The organism is Sphingomonas paucimobilis NBRC 13935 (assembly GCF_000739895.2).
Taxonomy (GTDB): Bacteria; Pseudomonadota; Alphaproteobacteria; order Sphingomonadales; family Sphingomonadaceae; genus Sphingomonas; species Sphingomonas paucimobilis.
In genome coordinates this window covers 72,299-89,690 of record NZ_BBJS01000007.1, presented here as the reverse complement: position 1 = coordinate 89,690, position 17,392 = coordinate 72,299, and the positions used below count along the sequence as shown (strand labels likewise).

The following is a 17,392-nucleotide window of genomic DNA, read 5'->3' as shown; positions in this document are numbered from 1 at the left end:
GATTTGCCATATTCGGCCACCGGCGCTTCAGAAGACCCAACAGGTCAATAGGCTTTTTACAACTGCAGCCATCAAAACCCTTCGGGCAGATCGATCGCTCCTACTACGTCCTGGTAACACCGCACCGCATAGCGATCGGTCATCCCGGCGATGAAGTCCGCGATATGGCGGCTGCGCTCGGGCTCGGCCTCGGGCAGGCGTTCGCGCCATTCCTCGGGCAGTTGCGCAGGGTCGGCGCGGTATGCCGCGAACAGGCCCTTCACGATGCCATGCGCCGCATCCGCCGCCGCCAGCTGGCGCGGGTGGTGGTAGAGATTGGCGTACATGAAGCGCTTCAGATCGCGCTCCTCGACCCGCATGGCTTCCGAAAAGCCGACCAGCGCGCGGCCGGCGGCACGCACATCAGTGACGTCGCCCACCCCGCTTTCAGTGATCCGGGCGCGGGTCTCGGCGACGAGGTCGTTGACCATCACGCCGATCTGCGAGCGGATCAGCTCGCTCGCCAGCCTTTTGGGCGCGACATCGGGAAACTTGGCGCGCGCCGTGTCCCAGCCGCGCGCGACCAGCGGCACCGCAAGCAACTGGTCGAGCGTCAACAGCCCGGCGCGCAGGCCATCGTCGATATCGTGATTGTCATAGGCGATGTCGTCGGCCAGCGCGGCCACCTGCGCCTCCAACGAGGCATGGCTATCCAGATCGAGCGGAAAACCCGCATCGGCCTCACGTAGCGCCCAGCCGGGATGGCGGACCGGCCCGTTATGCTTGGCCAGCCCCTCCAGCGTCTCCCAGGTCAGGTTCAGCCCATCCCAGCGCGGATAAGGCCGCTCGATCTCGGTCAGCGTACGCAGTGTGTGGCCGTTATGGTCGAACCCGCCCTGCTCGTCGAGCGCAGCCTTCAGCGCATCCTCGCCCGCATGGCCGAAAGGCGGATGGCCGATGTCGTGCGCCAGGCACAGCGCCTCGGTCAGGTCCTCGTTCAGCCCCAGCGTCCGCGCGATCGTGCGGCCGATCTGCGCGACCTCCAGGCTATGGGTCAGGCGGACGCGGAAATGGTCGCCATCGGGGGCCATGAAGACCTGGGTCTTGTGGCGCAGCCGGCGAAAGCTGATCGAATGGATGATGCGGTCGCGATCGCGCTGAAACGCGTCGCGCGGGCCCCGCTCGAGGCCCTTGGTCTCGTCATGGCGGCGGCCCCGGCTTTCGTCGGGGAAGGATGCCCAGGGGGCAAAAAGGGTCATCTGCTTATTTCGCGTCGAGCCGCGTGACCGCCTGCCCCGCCTCGCTGTTGACCGGGAAGGCCGAAACACCCTTCTTGGCCAGCTTGTTGACAAAGGCGCGCGCTTCCTCATCGGTCTTGAAGGGACCGGTCAGCACGCGGTGGGTGGCGCGCAACGGCGTCTTGTACCCCTGATGACCGGCGAACAGCTCGGGCGCCTTGGCCTTGGCGGCGGTCCACGCCTTGGGCAGATCCGACTCGTTCGCGCCGCCCGCGACCTGGACCCAGATGCGCGCGGGATTGGCGCGGGCCTTGCGCTTCTCTTCGGCGGCTTCCTTGTCGGCCAAAGCCTTTTTCTCGGCCTCCGCCTTCTTCGCAGCAAGGGCCTTCTTGTCGGCGGCGGCCTTGGCGAGCTTCGCCTTGCGTTCGGCGGCGATTTCCTTGGGATCGCGCGCCGGCGGCTCGACCACTTCGGCGGCCTTTTCACGTGCCGCCTCGTCGCGCTCGGCCTTGGCCCGCGCCTCGGCCAGCACACGCTGCGAGGTAGTGCTCACCGGCGTGGCGGCGGCGACCACGGTCGGGCGCTCGGGCCCCTCGACGCCCAGTTCGGAGGCGGGGATCGACAGATTGGCGACGATCCGGGCCAGCACCGAATCCTCCCGCACCGCGCGCGCGGCCGCCAACGAAGGGCGACGCGCCGTCGAGACCGGCGGCTTGGGCGTCGGTGTTGGTTCTTCGGTTCGCGGGGGCAGCGGCTGGATCATTGCGGTCGCGACGGGAGCGGGTGTCGGCGTGACCGGCGCCACTTGAACGGGCGGGTTGGCCAGGGTCGGCGAAGCGGGCGCAGCCTGCGCAACCTGGGCCGGCGGCGTGGCGGACGGCAGCGGCTGAACTTGCGCCACCTGCGCTGGCGGGTTCGCGGCCGGAAGTGGCTGGATCATCGGCCGGGCAGGCTCGGCGGACGCGACGGCGGTCGCCGGCGCCGATGAGGTGGCCGTCGGCAGGGACGAGGTGAAGCCGGGCAGTGGCTGCACCATCTGCATCGGGGCGGCGGCCGGGGTAGCCCGTTGTTCGGTTGCCGGACGGACCGGATTGGCCGAGGCCATCTGCACCGGCGCGGGGGTTTCGGTGCGTACGGGTGCGGTACGGGCCGGGCCCGGAACGGCCGCAGCGAGGGCCGTGCCACGATTGTTGCGGTTCGCGTTGCGGCCGTTGCGCCGGGTGTCACCGCGTGACGCGACAGGCGCCGCCACCGGGGTGGACGACGCCAGCGCGACCGGCGCGGTCGGGGCCAGGGCCGGCAACACCGGTGCCAGTCGCGCATCCGCCAGACGCTCGGGCGTGGCACGCGTCTCACCGAAATGCACCGCAAAGGCGCGATCGACGGCGGGCAAGGTCGGCAGTCGCTGGAAGAAAGGTTGCAGCCCCTGCGCCAGTTGCGGCGGCATCATCGTGCTGGCGATCCGTGTCGCTTCGGGCAGATCGCCGCCCATCGCCAGAATGAAGGCGCGCGCGCGCCAGGCCGCCCGATCGGCCTTGCGCAGCAGGGGGTCTAGCTGTTCGAGCGCCTGTTCGCGCTGCCCCGAAATACCGAGCGACAGGGCATAGCGACGGATGAGCTCGTCGCTCGGATCCTTGGCCAAGGCCAGCCGGTAATCGCGCTGCGCCCGGGGCTGGTCGCCGACCAGATCATAGGCCAGGCCCCGATCCGCCGCGAACTGTGCCGCTGGCAGTCCCGCTGCCTCGGCCTGCGCGAAGTAACGCAGGGCCTCGCCGGGCCGTTCGGAGCGGACCAGGATCGACGCCATCCCCGCCTTGATCCGCGGATCGCGGACATCGACCTTTTCGGCGCGGGCGAGCAGCGAGGCCGCACCCGACAGATCGTCGAGATGGATCGACAGTTGCGCGGCTTCGATCAGGGCGTTCACGTCGCGCGGGTTCTGCGCCACGCGCCGCATCACATCCCCCAGGCGATCGGCATCGGTTGTGCCGGGAAGCGGCTGAACCACCTCCTGGGCCAGAAGCGGGGACGGAGCGGTCGCCAGCATCAGGGCGAGCGCCAGCGAAGCGCGGGAAAGGAAAGTCGGCGTCATGGGACTATGTCCCATAAAGCGCGTTTCGCGCCACCGGGCAATGGGCATCGCACACCGGCGCGCCCGGTCGCTCTGAACGGTCGACCAACAGGTGTGGCATCATGGCCGGCGCGGGATGGCAGCCCGTCGTCACAAACTGCCGGCCACTCGTCTTCAATAGCCTTCATTCTGGTCGGAATAGCGGGTCGGTTCGGTCCAGTGGCGCTTCTTGATCGCACGACGTTTGAAGACGAACCAGATCCACCCCGCTTCCAGCAGAAACCCGGCCAGCCCAGCGAGGTCCGCCAGCGTCGATGGCCGATCGACCAAAAACAGGAGCGTGACAAAGGGTAACAGAGCCCAAGCAGCCAAGGACCGCAAATCCGTCGACCAGAATCGATGATCGTCCACGCTGATCTGCGAGTCGACAAAATCGACAAATTCCCGCCAGAGCGAAGCCATCAGGCAGAGTAGCGGTCGATAGTGACGGCAGGCAAGCGGGACAGCCCAAGCTTTCCCAAGGTCGCTCGATATTCGTCGGATTGCCCTTGGAGGCTTATTCCCCGCAGGGACCACTCGAGGCGCGATGCCAGGGGAGGATCACTAAAAAAGCCGATTTTGACCAGCAGCGCCCCCCTTTCCGGAAGGAAAGGTTGAATCTCGATTTACCGCCAAAATCAAAAAGGCCCACCCGATCGCTCGGGCAGGCCCTTTTGTGACATTCCCGCCAGCGGCGCTGACGGACCAGGATTACTGGTTGTTCTGGCGGTGCAGGAAACGCGGGATGTCGAGCGACGAGTCGCTGGTACCCTGCGCATTATCGTCGCGCTGCGCACCGCGCGCCGCATTCGACATACGCTCGAACAACGTACCGCCCAGCTTCACGCGCGGGGCCGGCTGAGCCGGGACATCGCCGGCTTCACTGCCCGGGGCCAGCCAGCGGCGGCGCGCCTCTTCCGAACCGGGGGCCGGTTCGGCGGGAGCGGCAGGTGCCGAAGCCTGGGGCTGGGGCGGCGCGTTGGGGACGATCGTGTCGGCACCCAGAACCAGCTCATCCTCCTGGGCCGGCTGCGGCGCGGCGGGGGCCGCCACCGGGGCCGGCGGCGTCACGACCGAAGCGGCCGGGGTCACGCTCGGCGACGGCGCGGCCGGCTGCGGAGCCGATGCGGGGGCCGGCGTCGGAGCAGCGGCCTGCGTCGCGGGCGCCGCTGGTTCGCTCGGGCGATAGCTCGGCGTATCGTCGGTCTTGCGCGCCATGCCGCCCATGCTGAAGCTGCTGCGCTGCGCCTCGACCGGCGCGGCGGCACCCGGCTTCACATCGGCGTCGATGCCGGTGGCGACCACCGACACGCGGATGCGGCCTTCGAGTTCGGGATTGAACGCCGAACCCCAGATGATGTTGGCTTCGGGATCGACCAGCTCGCGAATGTGATTCGCCGCCTCGTCCACCTCGAGCAGGCGCATATCGTCGCCGCCCGTGATCGAGATGATGACGCCCTTGGCCCCCTGCATCGACACACCGTCGAGCAGCGGGTTAGCGATGGCCTTCTGCGCCGCCTCGATCGCGCGATTGTCGCCGGTGGCTTCACCGGTGCCCATCATCGCCTTGCCCATCTCCTGCATCACCGAACGGACGTCGGCGAAGTCGAGGTTGATGAGGCCCGGCATGACCATCAGGTCGGTGATGCCGCGCACGCCCTGCTGCAGCACCTCGTCCGCCATCGCGAACGCTTCCTTGAAGGTGGTGTTGGCGTTGGCGATCAGGAACAGATTCTGATTGGGGATGACGATCAGCGTATCGACGTACTTCTGCAGTTCCTCGATGCCGCCATCGGCCGACTTGGCGCGACGATTGCCCTCGAAGGCGAAGGGCTTGGTCACGACGCCGACCGTCAGGATGCCCATGTCACGCGCCGCCTTGGCGATGACGGGCGCCGCACCCGTGCCGGTACCGCCGCCCATGCCGGCGGCGATGAAGCACATATGGCTGCCCTCGAGCAGCTTCGACAGATCCTCGATCGTCTCCTCGGCCGCCGCACGGCCGATTTCCGGGCGGCTGCCCGCACCCAGACCCTGTGTGATCTTGGCACCCAGTTGGATACGCTGCGGCGCGATCGACTGCTTCAATGCCTGCGCGTCGGTATTGGCGACGAGGAAATCCACGCCCTGTACCTCGGCGCGCATCATGTTCGCGATCGCGTTGCCGCCGGCACCGCCGACACCGATCACCGCAATGCGCGGCGTCAGTTCGTCGACCTCGGGTGCGATGAATTCGATGCTCATCCCAATTTTACTCCGCCGTTCCCGATCGATACGCTAAGACCGGGCCCCTGAATAACTGTTAGTGCACCAGCGACCGGCCCGGTGCCAACCCAAAACTGCCTAGTCTCGGGCAGATTTGCTTAATAATTCGCCTTCGCCGCCTGAATCAGCCGCCGGAACAGCCCCATGCCGCTCGGCCGGTGGACCGTCTGGTTCGTCGGCGCGATGCTGCGCAGGTCGATCGGGTCGGTCGCGGCATAGAAAGCCAGACCGGCGAGCGTCGCGAAAGCCGGGCCGCCATGCGCATCGGGCAGACCGGTCAGCCCGCGCGGTCGCCCGATCCGGACCGAGCGACCCAGCGCCTGCTGCGCATAATCGGCGATGCCCTTCAATTCCGCGCCGCCGCCGGTCAGCACGACCTGACGCCCGACCGGCCCCTCGAACTTCAACTGCTGGAGCGCCTTGCGGATTTCGCCCATCTGATGCTCCAGCCGCTGACGGATCACGCCGATCAGCTGCGCCTTGGTGATCTGCATCGTGTCGCCACCATCCTCGGCGGAAATGGGCGTCACCTGGATCATGTCGTGATTGTCGCGCGGGCTCGCATTGGCCGAGCCGTGGAAGCACTTCATCCGCTCGGCCATCTGCCGCCGCGTGCCGAAGGCCGAGGCAACGTCATCGGTAATATCGGCCGCGCCCATCGGCAGCGAGCACAGCCCGACCAGCATTCCGCCCGCAAACAGCGAGACATTGGTGATCCCCGCCCCCATCTCGACCAGCGCGACGCCGAGCTCACGCTCTTCGTCGGATAGGCAGGCGAGACCCGTCGCCACCGGCGCGGCGATGATCGACTTCACCTCCAGATGCGCCGAACGGACACATAGGTCGAGATTGCGCACCGGCGATCCGTCAGCGGCGACGACATGGATATGCACGCCCAATCGGTCGGCATGGAGCCCTAGCGGCTTCTTCACCCCCGTCAGCCCGTCGAGCGTGTAAAGCGCGGGCTGCGCGTGCAGCACCATCCGTCCCTGCGGATCGATCGAGTTGCGCCCGGCCGCCAGCAGCGCGTCGATATCGCCCTGTTCCACCCGGTGCCCGCCCAGTTCGAATTCGACCTCGGCCACGTCGGACACCAGGCCACCGGCCGAAAAGCCGACCCAGACATTCTCGATATTGATGCCGGCGATCCGTTCGGCCTGTTCGACCGCCTCGCGCACCGCCGCCTCGGTCGCGCCCATATCGGCGATATAGCCGCGCTTGACGCCCCGGCTTTCGCGCTGGCCGGTGCCCAGCACGATCAGTTCGCCGCCATCGCCCTTGCGCGCGATCAGCGCGGAGACCTTGGACGAGCCGATGTCCAGCGCGGTGATCAGCCCCTCGGGTGCAATCTTTGCCATGACCTTGCTACCCCTGTGATGCCCCTTCGGCCGTCGTTTCGTCCGCACCATTACCCGGTGCGGTTTCGCCGGCCGTGCCCCCGGCCTTGGCCGGATCGGCCAGTGCGTGATTCTGATTCAAACCGGGCTTGCGCGCAACCAGCTTCGTCGGGTCGCGCATATCAAAGCGCAACCAGCCGCGCCCGAGCAACGGCCGCGAGCCGTCCATCGCCGCAAACTTCATCAACGCCGCCCCCGCCCCGTCCTCGGGCAAGGCCAGCGTCTCGCCGCTGTCGAAGGTCAGGTCCCAGCGGCGATTGCCGATCCACGTCGCCGCCTTTACCCGCGGCTTCAGCGCCGGCGCGGCGGACAGCAGCGCCTGATAGGCGGGTTCCTGCAAATTGGCACCAGGCCCGATGATCAGCGGCAGGTCGGGCATCGCCTCCGCCCGTACCGGTTCCAAGAGTACCCCGCCCGCATCGATCAGGGTCAGCTGGCCATTGTCCTGCCACACCGCCGCCGGGTTCCGCTCCTCGATATCGACGAGCAGAGTATCGGGCAGCCGCCTGGAGACATGCGCATCCTTGATCCAGCCGTAACGCAGCAGCTTGGCACGGACGTCCTCCAGATTGACCAGCGGCATCGCCCGGCTCTGCTGGTCGAGCGCGACGGCATAGACGGTCATCCGGTCCATGCGCTTCAGGCCGGTCACCTCGATCTGCTGAACCTTGAAACCGGCATGGCCCGCCTGCTCGGCGATCGCTGTGCCGATCATGCCGGGTACGCCGACATAGGTCGCGACCGCCAGCGCCGCCGCGCCAGCGCCGCCCAAGATGGTCCAGGTGACCGCTTTCTTGACCGTCTCTTCGCTGACCGGAACCTTGGCCAGCAGCCGCTCGGTCAGCGTGACGCGCTTGACCGGCTGGCGGCGGCGCGGCGCCGGGCGGCGCGGCGGGGGGCCGCGCTTGATCGTCCGGCTCATCCCGCCTGATCCTTGTACCAGGCGATCGCCTCATCGACGATCGCCTGGACCAGCGTGTCGTAATCCATGCCGACATGGCGGCCCTGTTCGGGAACCAGGCTGAGCGGGGTCATACCCGGCTGGGTGTTGACCTCCAGCAGGAACAGGCCGTCGACACCGCGCTCGTCATCCCAGCGGAAGTCGGAGCGCGAGGCACCGCGACAGCCCAGGATGCGGTGTGCCTCGAGCGCCAGCGACTTGCACGCCTCGGCGATCTCGTCGGGAATCTGCGCCGGGCAGACATGCTCGGTCAGGCCGTCGGTATATTTGGCGTCGAAATCATACCAGCCGTTCTTGGGCTTGAGTTCGGTCACGCCCAGCGCGCGGTTGCCGAGCACGGCGGTCGTCAGCTCGCGACCCCGGATATAGGGTTCGGCGAGCAGTTCCTCGAATTCGGCCCAAGGACCCGCGACATCCCGCGCGATCGGATTGCCGTGGTTGCTGGTGTCGGTGACGATCGCGACGCCGACCGACGACCCCTCATTGACCGGCTTCAGCACATAGGGGCGCGGCAGCGGATCACCGGCGAACAGCTCCTCCGACTTGACGATACGGCCACCCGGCATGGGGATACCGTGCGGCACGAGCGCCTGCTTGGTCAGCACCTTGTCGATCGCGATGACCGAGGTGGCGAGGCCCGAATGGGTGTATGCTATGCCCATCAGATCGAGCATGCCCTGCACCGTGCCGTCTTCGCCGGGAGAGCCGTGCAGCGCATTGAAGACGAGATCGGGCTGGGCTTCGACCAGCCTGGCCGCGACGTCGCGGCCCATGTCGATCCGGGTGACGCGGTGGCCGGCCCGCTCCAGCGCATCGGCGACGCCCGCGCCGGACATCAGCGACACTGGCCGCTCCGCCGACCAACCGCCCATCAGAACCGCGATATGGATAGGATTGGTCACTTCGCGATTCCCACTCGTTGTATTTCCCATTCGAGCGTGACGCCCGATTGGGCTTTCACCTTGGCCCGGACCTCCTCGCCCAGCGCCTCGATCTCCGCCGCCGTGGCGTTGCCGAGGTTGAGTAGGAAGTTGCAATGCTTCTCCGACACCTGCGCATCGCCCAGCGTCAGCCCCCGGCACCCCGCCGCATCGACCAGCGCCCAGGCCTTGTGGCCCTCTGGGTTCTTGAAGGTCGAGCCGCCGGTCTTGGAACGCAGCGGCTGCGATGCTTCGCGGGCGGCGGCGATTCGGTCCATCTCGGCCTGGATGATCTCGGGTTCAGCAGCCTGGCCTTGGAAGGTCGCCTCGACCACCACGGTACCATCGGTCAGGTTGGAGTGGCGATAGGTGTATTCGAGGTCCGCGACGCCCAGCGTCTCGACCGTGCCGTCGCGCCGCACCACCGTGGCGGAGACGAGCACATCGGCCACCTCACGGCCATAGGCCCCGCCGTTCATCCGCACGAAGCCGCCGACCGTGCCGGGGATCGAGCGCAGGAACTCCAGCCCGCCGATCCCCGCATCGCGCGCATTGGACGAAACGAGAATGCCCGAAGTCCCACCGCCGCAGGTGATAAGGTGCTCTTCCCCGGCTCGCGCATAGCTGAACGGCTTGCCCAGCCGCACCACCACGCCCGGCACCCCGCCGTCGCGCACGATCAGGTTGGAGCCGAGACCCAGCGCCATGACCGGTACCTCGCCCCCGAGCGCCTTCAGGAACGCCGACAGGTCATCGACGTCCTTGGGCTCGAGCAGATATTCGGCCGGTCCGCCCGCCTTGAACCACACGAGCGGCGCCAGCGGCGCTGCCGGGGTCAGTCGGCCAGCGGTGTCGGGTAGGTTCATCGGCGCGCCTCGATGGCGTCCGCCAGACCCGCCGCCCATTTGGTGATGTCGCCCGCGCCCAGGCAGACGATCATGTCATCCGCGCGGATCGAGCCCGACAAGTCCTCGGCCAGTGCATCAGCATCCGCCACCGTCGCAGTCGAACGATGCCCGCGCCGCTTCAGCCCCTCGACCAGCGCGGAGGCGTCCACGCCCTCGATCGGCTGCTCGCCCGCCGCATAAACCGGCGTCACCAGCACGCGGTCGGCATCGTTGAAGGCGGTCTGGAACTCCTCCATCAGATTGCCGAGCCGGGTGAAGCGGTGCGGCTGCACCACCGCGATCACACGACCGCGCGCGCCTTCGCGGGCGGCGGCCAGCACCGCGCGGATCTCGACCGGGTGATGGCCGTAATCGTCGATGACGGTCGCGACGCCGCCGTCCACCGCGATCTCGCCGACCTTGGTGAAGCGGCGCTTCACGCCGCCGAACTGGCCGAAGCCCTGCTGGATCGTCGCGTCGTCGATGCCCAGCTCCAGCGCCACGCCGATCGCGGCCAGCGCGTTCTGGACATTGTGACGGCCGGGCATGGGCAGCTCGATGCCCTCGATCGAACGGCTGGAGCCGTCACGGTGGCGGATGATCGCCTCGAACCGATTGCCGCCGGGAATCGGCGTGACGTTGACGCCGCGCACGTCCGCCTGCGCCGAGAAGCCATAGGTCACGACGCGGCGGTCCCGGACGCGCGGCAGGATGTTCTGCACCTCCGGGTGATCGAGGCAGAGCAGCGCCGCGCCGTAGAAGGGGACGTTCTCGACGAACTCGACGAACGCATCCTTCACCCGGTCGAACGAGCCATAATGGTCGAGATGCTCGGGGTCGATATTGGTGACGACCGCGATCGTGCCGTCCAGGCGCAGGAAGCTGCCGTCGCTCTCGTCCGCCTCGACCACCATCCAATCGGAGGCGCCCAGACGCGCGTTCGAGCCATAGCTATTGATAATGCCGCCATTGATGACGGTCGGGTCCACGCCCCCGGCATCGAGCAGCGCCGCGACCATCGAGGTCGTCGTGGTCTTGCCATGCGTGCCCGCCACCGCGACGGTGGACTTCAGCCGCATCAGCTCGGCCAGCATCTCGGCGCGGCGCACCACGGGGATGCGACGTTCGAGCGCGGCTTCGACTTCGGGGTTCGAGCGGGTGATCGCGGTCGAGGTCACGACGACGGCCGCATCGCCCAGATTGTCGGCACCGTGGCCGATCGCGACCGCGATGCCCTTCTCGCGCAGGCCCTGCACGACATAGCCCTCGGCCACGTCGGAACCCTGCACGCGGTAGCCGAGATTCTTCATCACCTCGGCAATGCCCGACATGCCAATGCCGCCGATGCCGACGAAGTGGATCGTGCCGATATCCGTGGCGACGCCCTTCATGCGCCTGCTCCCGCCAAATTCCGTGTTCCTTGTGATTTGCCCACCGGCAAGACCATGCGCGGTGCGTCGAGGCTTTCGACCAGATCGGCGAGGTCGCTCGCCGCTTCCGGCCGTCCGCAGGCGCGTGCGCGTCCCGCCGCATTCTCCAGCGCTGCCGGGTCGAGGCCCAGCTTCTGCATCTGCTTGGCCAGTTCGACCGGCGTGAAATCCCCCTGCGCTATGGTGCGCGCACCGCCCGCCTTGGTCATCTCACGTGCGTTGACTGTCTGGTGATCGTCGGTCGCACTCGGCAGCGGCACCAGGATCGCGGGGCGCCCCGCGACCGTCAGCTCGGCCAGCGTCGAGGCCCCGGCCCGCGCGATCACCAGATGCGCCCAGGCGAGTTGCTCGGGCAGGTCGGGCAGATAGGTGGCGAGCTCGGCCGGAATTTCATGCTCGGCGTATTTGGCGCGCACTGCATCGATATCCTCGATCCGCGCCTGATGCGTAACCTGCAACCGCCGGCGGAAGGTGACCGGCAGCATGGCGAGCCCATCGGGCACGACTTGGCTAAGGATGCTCGCCCCCTGGCTGCCCCCGGTTACGAGGACCCGGAAGATGCCGTCCTCCTCCAGCAGCGGATAGGGACGCGACCGCAGTGCCAGCACCTGATCGCGCACCGGGTTGCCGACCAGCCGCGTCTTGGCCGCATGCTTGGTGCTCAACCGCTGGGTGTCCTCATAGGACAAGGCGATCGCATCGACCTTGCCCGCGACCAGCCGGTTGACCCGACCCAGCACCGCATTCTGCTCGTGGATCGCGGTCGGAATGCCTTCCGCGAAGGCCGCCAGCAGCGCGGGCATCGCCGGATAGCCGCCAAAGCCGATCACCGCCGCCGGGCGGAAGGTGCTATACAACTCACGCGCCATCGCCCGGCCACGCCACATCTCGCGCAGCGCCTTGGCCCAGCCGACCGGCCCGCCCGCAAAGCGCCCGGCGGGCAGGACATGCGTCTGGATATCCTCGAACAGCCCCGGAAAGCGCACGCCGCGCGCGTCCGACACCAGCGCCACGCGATGACCGCGCCGAGTCAGCTCGGCCGCGAGAGCCGCAGCAGGAACCATGTGACCACCGGTTCCCCCGGCGGCGAGGACGAAGTGACGGCTCATTGCCCGCTCCACCTGACTACATAGGGGCTGCGCGTCAGGAACGGATTGCGCCGCGTGAACGCCAGCAACAACCCCATCCCGATCGACAGCGCGATCATCGACGAGCCGCCATAGCTGATGAACGGCAGGGTCATCCCCTTGGACGGGGCCAGCCCCGTATTCACCGCCATCGAGATCAGCGCCTGCGCGCCGAACTGCACCGCCAGCCCGGAGGCGGCGTAGAGCTTGAACTCATCCTGTTCGTCAAGCAGCTTCACGAAGACCCGTACCACGATCGCCAGGAAGACGAGCGCGATGATGGCGCAGGCGATCAGTCCGAACTCCTCGCCGATCACCGAATAGATATAATCGGTATGCGCCTCGGGCAGACCGAACTTGGCCGCACCGCCGCCGGGGCCCGTGCCGGTCCAGCCCCCGGCGGTCAGCGTGTTGTGCGCGGCGTTCACCTGGAAATGGTCGGCCGCGCCCTCGCCATCGACATCGGGGAACAGGAACGCGTTGATGCGATTGCGCGCCACGCCATAGAACATATAGGCCATGACCAGCCCGATCGGCGCCAGCGATCCGATTGCCAGCATCACGCGCATCGGCGTGCCCGAAATCATCAGCAGCGCGATCCAGACCAGGCAAAAAACGATCGTCTGTCCGAAATCGGGTTGCAGCATCAGCAGCCCGGCGACCAGTCCGGTCATGCCCATGGTGATCAGCGTCGCGGGCAGATCGCGCTCCTTGGCCTTCAGCGACAACAGCCAGGCGGTCGTCACGATGAACATCGGCTTGAGGAACTCGGACGGCTGGAACTGCGCGATGCCAAAGCCGATCCAGCGCCGCGCGCCGTTGATCTCGACGCCGATAAAGGGCGTGACCGCCAGGATCGCGATCAGGATGCCGGTGCCCAGCACCGCCATGCGCCTTGCAGTGACGACCGGCAGCATCGACACGCCGAACAGCACGGGCAGCGAGACGCCGACCCACATCACCTGTCGCCAGAAATAATAGAGCGGCGCGAACTTCCGATGCTCGCCCGAATAGCGCATCGCGGTCGCGGGGCTTGCGGCAGCGACCGCGATCAGGCCGATCGCGATCAGGAACAGGGTGAGCAGCAGCAGCACCCGGTCGATATCCCAGAACCAGGTGCCCAGCGGGGAACGGTCACCGCGCCCGCCGCGTCCCTTGATCGATCCGATCAGGCCGGGGCGCGCGGTCGTCTTTGGCGCGCGATCCTTCATGCCAGGGCCTCCACCGCCGCGCGAAAGGCATCACCCCGCGCTTCATAATCGCGAAACTGGTCGAAGCTGGCGCAAGCTGGGGACAGCAGCACCGTATCACCCGGCCGCGCCGCCGCCGCCGCATGGACGACCGCCGCCTCCAGCGTGCCCGATTGCTCGACCACCGGCACCTTGTCCTTCAACAGATCGAAGAACAGCGGCGCCGCCTCGCCGATCGTATAGGCCGCGACGACATGATCCAGATGCGCGGCGCAGGCGTCGAGGTCGTCGCCCTTGCGCTTGCCGCCGACGATCCAGTGGACTCGCGGAAAGGCGGCCAGCGCGGGGGCGGTGGATTCGGGATTGGTCGCCTTGGAATCATTGACGAACGCCACGCCGTTCCGGGTCGCGACATGCTGCATCCTGTGCGGCAGGCTGGCATAGCTGGCAAGGCCGGCCTCGATCGCGGCCTCGTCGATCCCTAGCGCCCGCGTCACCGCAATCGCGGCTTGCGCGTTCTGGGCGTTGTGCGGCCCATGCAGCGCTGGCCAGCGGCGCTGGTCGATTACCGTGTCCGGCGCGATCGTCACGAGGTCGTCGGTGCGTCCCGCCAGCCCTTGCGCGATATTCGCCGACGCTTCGTCGCCAGTGCCAACCACCGCGACATGGCCCGCCGTCTGCATCGCGAACAGCCGTGCCTTGGAGGCGGCATAGCCCGCAAAGCCGTCATAGCGATCGAGATGATCCGGCGTGATGTTGAGCAATACCGCCACGTCGCAATCGAGGCTCTGCGTCAGGTCGATCTGATAGCTGGACAGTTCCAGCACATAGACCCCGCCCTCGGGCAGCGGCGCCTGCCCCAGGATCGGCAGGCCGATATTGCCGCCCATCAGCGTCGGGACGCCCGCCGTCTTCAGAATGTGGTGGACGAGCGCGGTGGTGGTCGACTTGCCGTTGGTGCCGGTGATGCCGACGACCTTGTGCGGCGGCAGGTTTTTGCGCGCCTGAGCGAAGAGTTCGATGTCGCCGATCACCGGCACCCCCGCCGCGCGCGCGGCTGCGGCCAGCGGGTGGGTGTTGAGCGGCACGCCCGGCGACACGACCAGTGCGTCGAAGCCCGACATATCATCGAGCGGCGCGATGCTCAGCCCGTCATGCGCGGCGAAGGCCTCCCGCTTGGCCGGTTCCGAGTCCCAAGCCACCACCCTCCCCCCGCCCGCGAACAACGCCGAAACGGTCGCGGCGCCGGAGCGCGCCAGCCCCAGCACCGCGAAAGTCTTGCCCGCCCAGTCGCTTGCGACGATCATCGCAGCTTCAACGTCGACAGGCCCGCCAGCATCAGCACCAAGGCGATGATCCAGAAGCGGATCACCACCGTCGGCTCCGACCAGCCGAGCTGTTCGAAATGATGGTGGATCGGTGCCATGCGAAACACGCGCTTGCCGGTCCGCTTGTAGAAGAAGACCTGGATGATCACCGACAGCGCCTCGACCACGAACAGGCCGCCGATGATGCCCAGCACGATCTCGTGATGGGCGACGACCGCGATCGTGCCGAGCGCGCCGCCCAATGCCAGGCTGCCCGTATCGCCCATGAACACCGCCGCCGGGGGCGCGTTGAACCAAAGGAAGGCGAGCCCCGCGCCGATCACCGCGCCGCAGAAGATGGCGAGTTCACCGGCACGCGGGACATGCGGGATGCCCAGATAGTCGGCGAACTTCACGTTGCCGACCAGATAGACGATGACCAGGAACGCCACGCTGGCGATGATGACCGGCATGGTCGCGAGGCCGTCGAGGCCGTCGGTCAGGTTCACCGCATTGCCGAACGCCACGATCGTGAAGGCGGCGAAGACGGGGTAGAAGATGCCCAGATCGATATACATGCGCGTGGTGAAGGGCAGATAGAGCGGCGTGCCGTTCTGCCCCATGATGATCCACGCCGCGATCCCCGCGATCAGGAATTCCAGCAACAACCGCGTCCGGCCCGATACGCCGGCGGTCGAGGCTTTGCGGACCTTGTCATAATCGTCGAGGAACCCGATAGCGCCGAAGCCCAGCGTGACGAACAGACAGGCCCAGACGAAGGGATTGCTCAAGTCCATCCACAGCAGGATCGACAGCGCCATGCTGGTCAGGATCATCAGCCCGCCCATGGTCGGCGTGCCGCGCTTGGCGAGGTGCGTCTGTGGCCCGTCGGCGCGGATCGGCTGCCCCTTGCCCTGGCGGACGCGCAGCCAGCCGATGAAGCGCGGCCCGATGATCAGGCCGATGAGCAGCGCGGTCGCGATCGCCGCGCCCGAGCGGAAGGACAGATAGCGGATGAGGTTGAGTAGGCCCGGAAATCCGAGATGCTCCGCGATCCAGTACAACATTATCCTTGCGCCCCGCCCCGTCGAGATTCCTGGCCCAGACCGGCGACGACACGCGCCAGCCCGACCCCGTTGGACCCCTTGATCAGCACCACGTCATTGGGCGCGATGATCGAGGCCAGCGCGGCTTGCGCGGCCTTTGCGTCGGTCACATGAACGAAATCGACCCGCCCCTCAAGCGCGGCGGCCAGCGGCGCCATCGATTCGCCGACCAGCAGCACCTTTTCGACGTGGGCGGCAAGGATCGGTTCGGCGAGACCGGCGTGATAGTCGGCCGAGTCGTCGCCCAGTTCGCGCATCTCGCCCAGCACGGCGACATGCCGCCCCGGCTCCTCGGCCAGCACCGCCAGCGTGGCGCGCATCGAAGCGGGGTTGGCATTGTAGCTTTCGTCGATGATCAGTGCGCCATTGGCGGCCCGAAAGCGTGCGCCACGCCCGGCCAACCCGCCCAGTTCGGCGAGCGCCAGACCGGCCAGCCCTAGATCGCCACCCGCCGCATCGACCGCCGCCAACACGGCCAGCGCATTGGACACCCAATGCTGCCCCGGCTGCGACAAGGTGAAATTCAACTCGCGATCGCCCAGCCGCGCGGTCACGAAGCTGCCGCCATTGGGGCCGCGCATCGCCTCCATCGCATGGACATCGGCGGCGGGATCGAAGCCGAAGGTCACGATCCGCGCGGCATAGGGCTTGGCCGCCGCGATCAACCTATCGCGATGCGGGCTGTCATAGGGGATGATCGCGGTGCCGCCGGGCTCTAGCCCCTGGAAGATTTCGCCCTTGGCGTCGGCGATGGCGGATTCGTCGGGGAAGAATTCGGTATGGGCGGGCGCGATGGCGGTGACGATCGCGATGTGCGGGCGCACCATCGCGGTCAGTGCGGACAGTTCGCCCGCATGGTTCATCCCCATCTCGAACACGCCCGCGCGAACGTCACGCGGCATCCGCGCCAAGCTCAGGGGCACGCCGGTATGGTTGTTGTAGCTCTTGACCGAACGGTGCACGCGTCCGTGCCAGCCGCGTTCGAGCGCTGCGTAGAGCGCCTCCTTGGCGCTGGTCTTGCCGACCGATCCGGTGACGCCGATGATCGTCGCCTGCGTCCGCGCCCGCGACGCACGGCCCAAATCTTCCAGCGCGCGGAAGCTGTCGGCGACCTTTACATGAGGGTGCGGCGTATCGGCGCTGACCAAAGCGCCCGCAGCCCCTTGCGCAAAGGCCTGGTCGAGGAAGCGATGACCATCGGTCGCCTCGCCCAGCATCGCGACGAACAGGTCGCCGGGTCCGACTTCGCGACTGTCGAACGCGACGCCCGACACTGCGAATGCGCCTGACGCCTGTCCCCCGGTCGCGGTGGCGATCTCGTCGGCGGTCCACAGGGTCACGGCTTTTCTCCATGTGGCGCACCGTAATGCAGCGACAATTTGCGCCGGGGCCGCTCGGTCGGTTCGGTTGAGGCCGGTGGCGGTGCGGCCGCGCCGTCATTGCTCGCCGTGGGCGTGGGCTCGACGTCCTCGGGA

General features: G+C 67.5%; 14 protein-coding genes. All 14 read right to left on the bottom strand.

The window, feature by feature from the left end; genetic code table 11:
• Positions 1-71: 71 nt before the first annotated feature.
• Complete coding sequence (locus SP6_RS01890; RefSeq protein WP_007405441.1) at positions 72-1,238, bottom strand: deoxyguanosinetriphosphate triphosphohydrolase; 1,167 nt, start codon at positions 1,236-1,238, stop codon at positions 72-74.
• A 4-nt stretch (positions 1,239-1,242) separates the two neighbouring features.
• Entirely contained in the window at positions 1,243-3,309 is a 2,067-nt protein-coding gene (locus SP6_RS01885; RefSeq protein WP_007405448.1) for a tetratricopeptide repeat protein, read from the bottom strand.
• A 153-nt stretch (positions 3,310-3,462) separates the two neighbouring features.
• Positions 3,463-3,660 carry a hypothetical protein gene (locus SP6_RS01880; RefSeq protein WP_126053099.1) on the bottom strand — a complete coding sequence of 66 codons (198 nt, stop codon included), beginning with the start codon at positions 3,658-3,660 and terminating at the stop codon, positions 3,463-3,465.
• 378 nt (positions 3,661-4,038) lie between these two features.
• On the bottom strand, positions 4,039-5,571 hold the full coding sequence (ftsZ, locus tag SP6_RS01875; RefSeq protein WP_007405461.1) for a cell division protein FtsZ: 1,533 nt from the start codon (positions 5,569-5,571) through the stop codon (positions 4,039-4,041).
• Between the two features lie 119 nt (positions 5,572-5,690).
• On the bottom strand, positions 5,691-6,950 hold the full coding sequence (ftsA, locus tag SP6_RS01870) for a cell division protein FtsA (RefSeq protein ID WP_007405388.1): 1,260 nt from the start codon (positions 6,948-6,950) through the stop codon (positions 5,691-5,693).
• 7 nt (positions 6,951-6,957) lie between these two features.
• Positions 6,958-7,911 (bottom strand): cell division protein FtsQ/DivIB, encoded by a 954-nt coding sequence (locus tag SP6_RS01865; RefSeq protein ID WP_007405436.1) that lies wholly within the window; start codon positions 7,909-7,911, stop codon positions 6,958-6,960.
• Positions 7,908-8,882: a D-alanine--D-alanine ligase gene (locus SP6_RS01860; protein ID WP_170170983.1), complete on the bottom strand. Its 975-nt coding sequence runs from the start codon at positions 8,880-8,882 to the stop codon at positions 7,908-7,910. The genes SP6_RS01865 and SP6_RS01860 overlap by 4 nt, the downstream gene beginning before the upstream one ends.
• Complete coding sequence (gene murB / locus SP6_RS01855) at positions 8,849-9,736, bottom strand: UDP-N-acetylmuramate dehydrogenase (protein ID WP_007405407.1); 888 nt, start codon at positions 9,734-9,736, stop codon at positions 8,849-8,851. Before murB ends, SP6_RS01860 begins: the two co-directional genes overlap by 34 nt.
• On the bottom strand, positions 9,733-11,148 hold the full coding sequence (gene murC / locus SP6_RS01850) for a UDP-N-acetylmuramate--L-alanine ligase (protein ID WP_007405377.1): 1,416 nt from the start codon (positions 11,146-11,148) through the stop codon (positions 9,733-9,735). The genes murB and murC overlap by 4 nt, the downstream gene beginning before the upstream one ends.
• Complete coding sequence (gene murG, locus SP6_RS01845; protein WP_037568892.1) at positions 11,145-12,296, bottom strand: undecaprenyldiphospho-muramoylpentapeptide beta-N-acetylglucosaminyltransferase; 1,152 nt, start codon at positions 12,294-12,296, stop codon at positions 11,145-11,147. Before murG ends, murC begins: the two co-directional genes overlap by 4 nt.
• Positions 12,293-13,525: a peptidoglycan glycosyltransferase FtsW gene (locus SP6_RS01840; RefSeq protein ID WP_007405419.1), complete on the bottom strand. Its 1,233-nt coding sequence runs from the start codon at positions 13,523-13,525 to the stop codon at positions 12,293-12,295. The genes murG and SP6_RS01840 overlap by 4 nt, the downstream gene beginning before the upstream one ends.
• A complete protein-coding gene (murD, locus tag SP6_RS01835; RefSeq protein WP_007405458.1) occupies positions 13,522-14,811 on the bottom strand; it encodes a UDP-N-acetylmuramoyl-L-alanine--D-glutamate ligase in 1,290 nt (429 codons plus the stop codon). Before murD ends, SP6_RS01840 begins: the two co-directional genes overlap by 4 nt.
• A complete protein-coding gene (gene mraY / locus SP6_RS01830) occupies positions 14,808-15,878 on the bottom strand; it encodes a phospho-N-acetylmuramoyl-pentapeptide-transferase (protein ID WP_007405417.1) in 1,071 nt (356 codons plus the stop codon). Before mraY ends, murD begins: the two co-directional genes overlap by 4 nt.
• Positions 15,878-17,257 (bottom strand): UDP-N-acetylmuramoyl-tripeptide--D-alanyl-D-alanine ligase, encoded by a 1,380-nt coding sequence (locus SP6_RS01825; protein WP_007405423.1) that lies wholly within the window; start codon positions 17,255-17,257, stop codon positions 15,878-15,880. Before SP6_RS01825 ends, mraY begins: the two co-directional genes overlap by 1 nt.
• Positions 17,258-17,392: the final 135 nt, after the last annotated feature.

Excerpts from the sequence above, each read along its gene's own strand:
- SP6_RS01890 (WP_007405441.1), bottom strand. The coding sequence starts at position 1,238 with ATGACCCTTTTTGCCCCCTGGGCATCCTTCCCCGACGAAAGCCGGGGC.
- SP6_RS01885 (WP_007405448.1), bottom strand. The coding sequence starts at position 3,309 with ATGACGCCGACTTTCCTTTCCCGCGCTTCGCTGGCGCTCGCCCTGATG.
- ftsZ (WP_007405461.1), bottom strand. The coding sequence starts at position 5,571 with ATGAGCATCGAATTCATCGCACCCGAGGTCGACGAACTGACGCCGCGC.
- ftsA (WP_007405388.1), bottom strand. The coding sequence starts at position 6,950 with ATGGCAAAGATTGCACCCGAGGGGCTGATCACCGCGCTGGACATCGGC.
- SP6_RS01865 (WP_007405436.1), bottom strand. The coding sequence starts at position 7,911 with ATGAGCCGGACGATCAAGCGCGGCCCCCCGCCGCGCCGCCCGGCGCCG.
- SP6_RS01860 (WP_170170983.1), bottom strand. The coding sequence starts at position 8,882 with ATGGGAAATACAACGAGTGGGAATCGCGAAGTGACCAATCCTATCCAT.
- murB (WP_007405407.1), bottom strand. The coding sequence starts at position 9,736 with ATGAACCTACCCGACACCGCTGGCCGACTGACCCCGGCAGCGCCGCTG.
- murC (WP_007405377.1), bottom strand. The coding sequence starts at position 11,148 with ATGAAGGGCGTCGCCACGGATATCGGCACGATCCACTTCGTCGGCATC.
- murG (WP_037568892.1), bottom strand. The coding sequence starts at position 12,296 with ATGAGCCGTCACTTCGTCCTCGCCGCCGGGGGAACCGGTGGTCACATG.
- SP6_RS01840 (WP_007405419.1), bottom strand. The coding sequence starts at position 13,525 with ATGAAGGATCGCGCGCCAAAGACGACCGCGCGCCCCGGCCTGATCGGA.
- murD (WP_007405458.1), bottom strand. The coding sequence starts at position 14,811 with ATGATCGTCGCAAGCGACTGGGCGGGCAAGACTTTCGCGGTGCTGGGG.
- mraY (WP_007405417.1), bottom strand. The coding sequence starts at position 15,878 with ATGTTGTACTGGATCGCGGAGCATCTCGGATTTCCGGGCCTACTCAAC.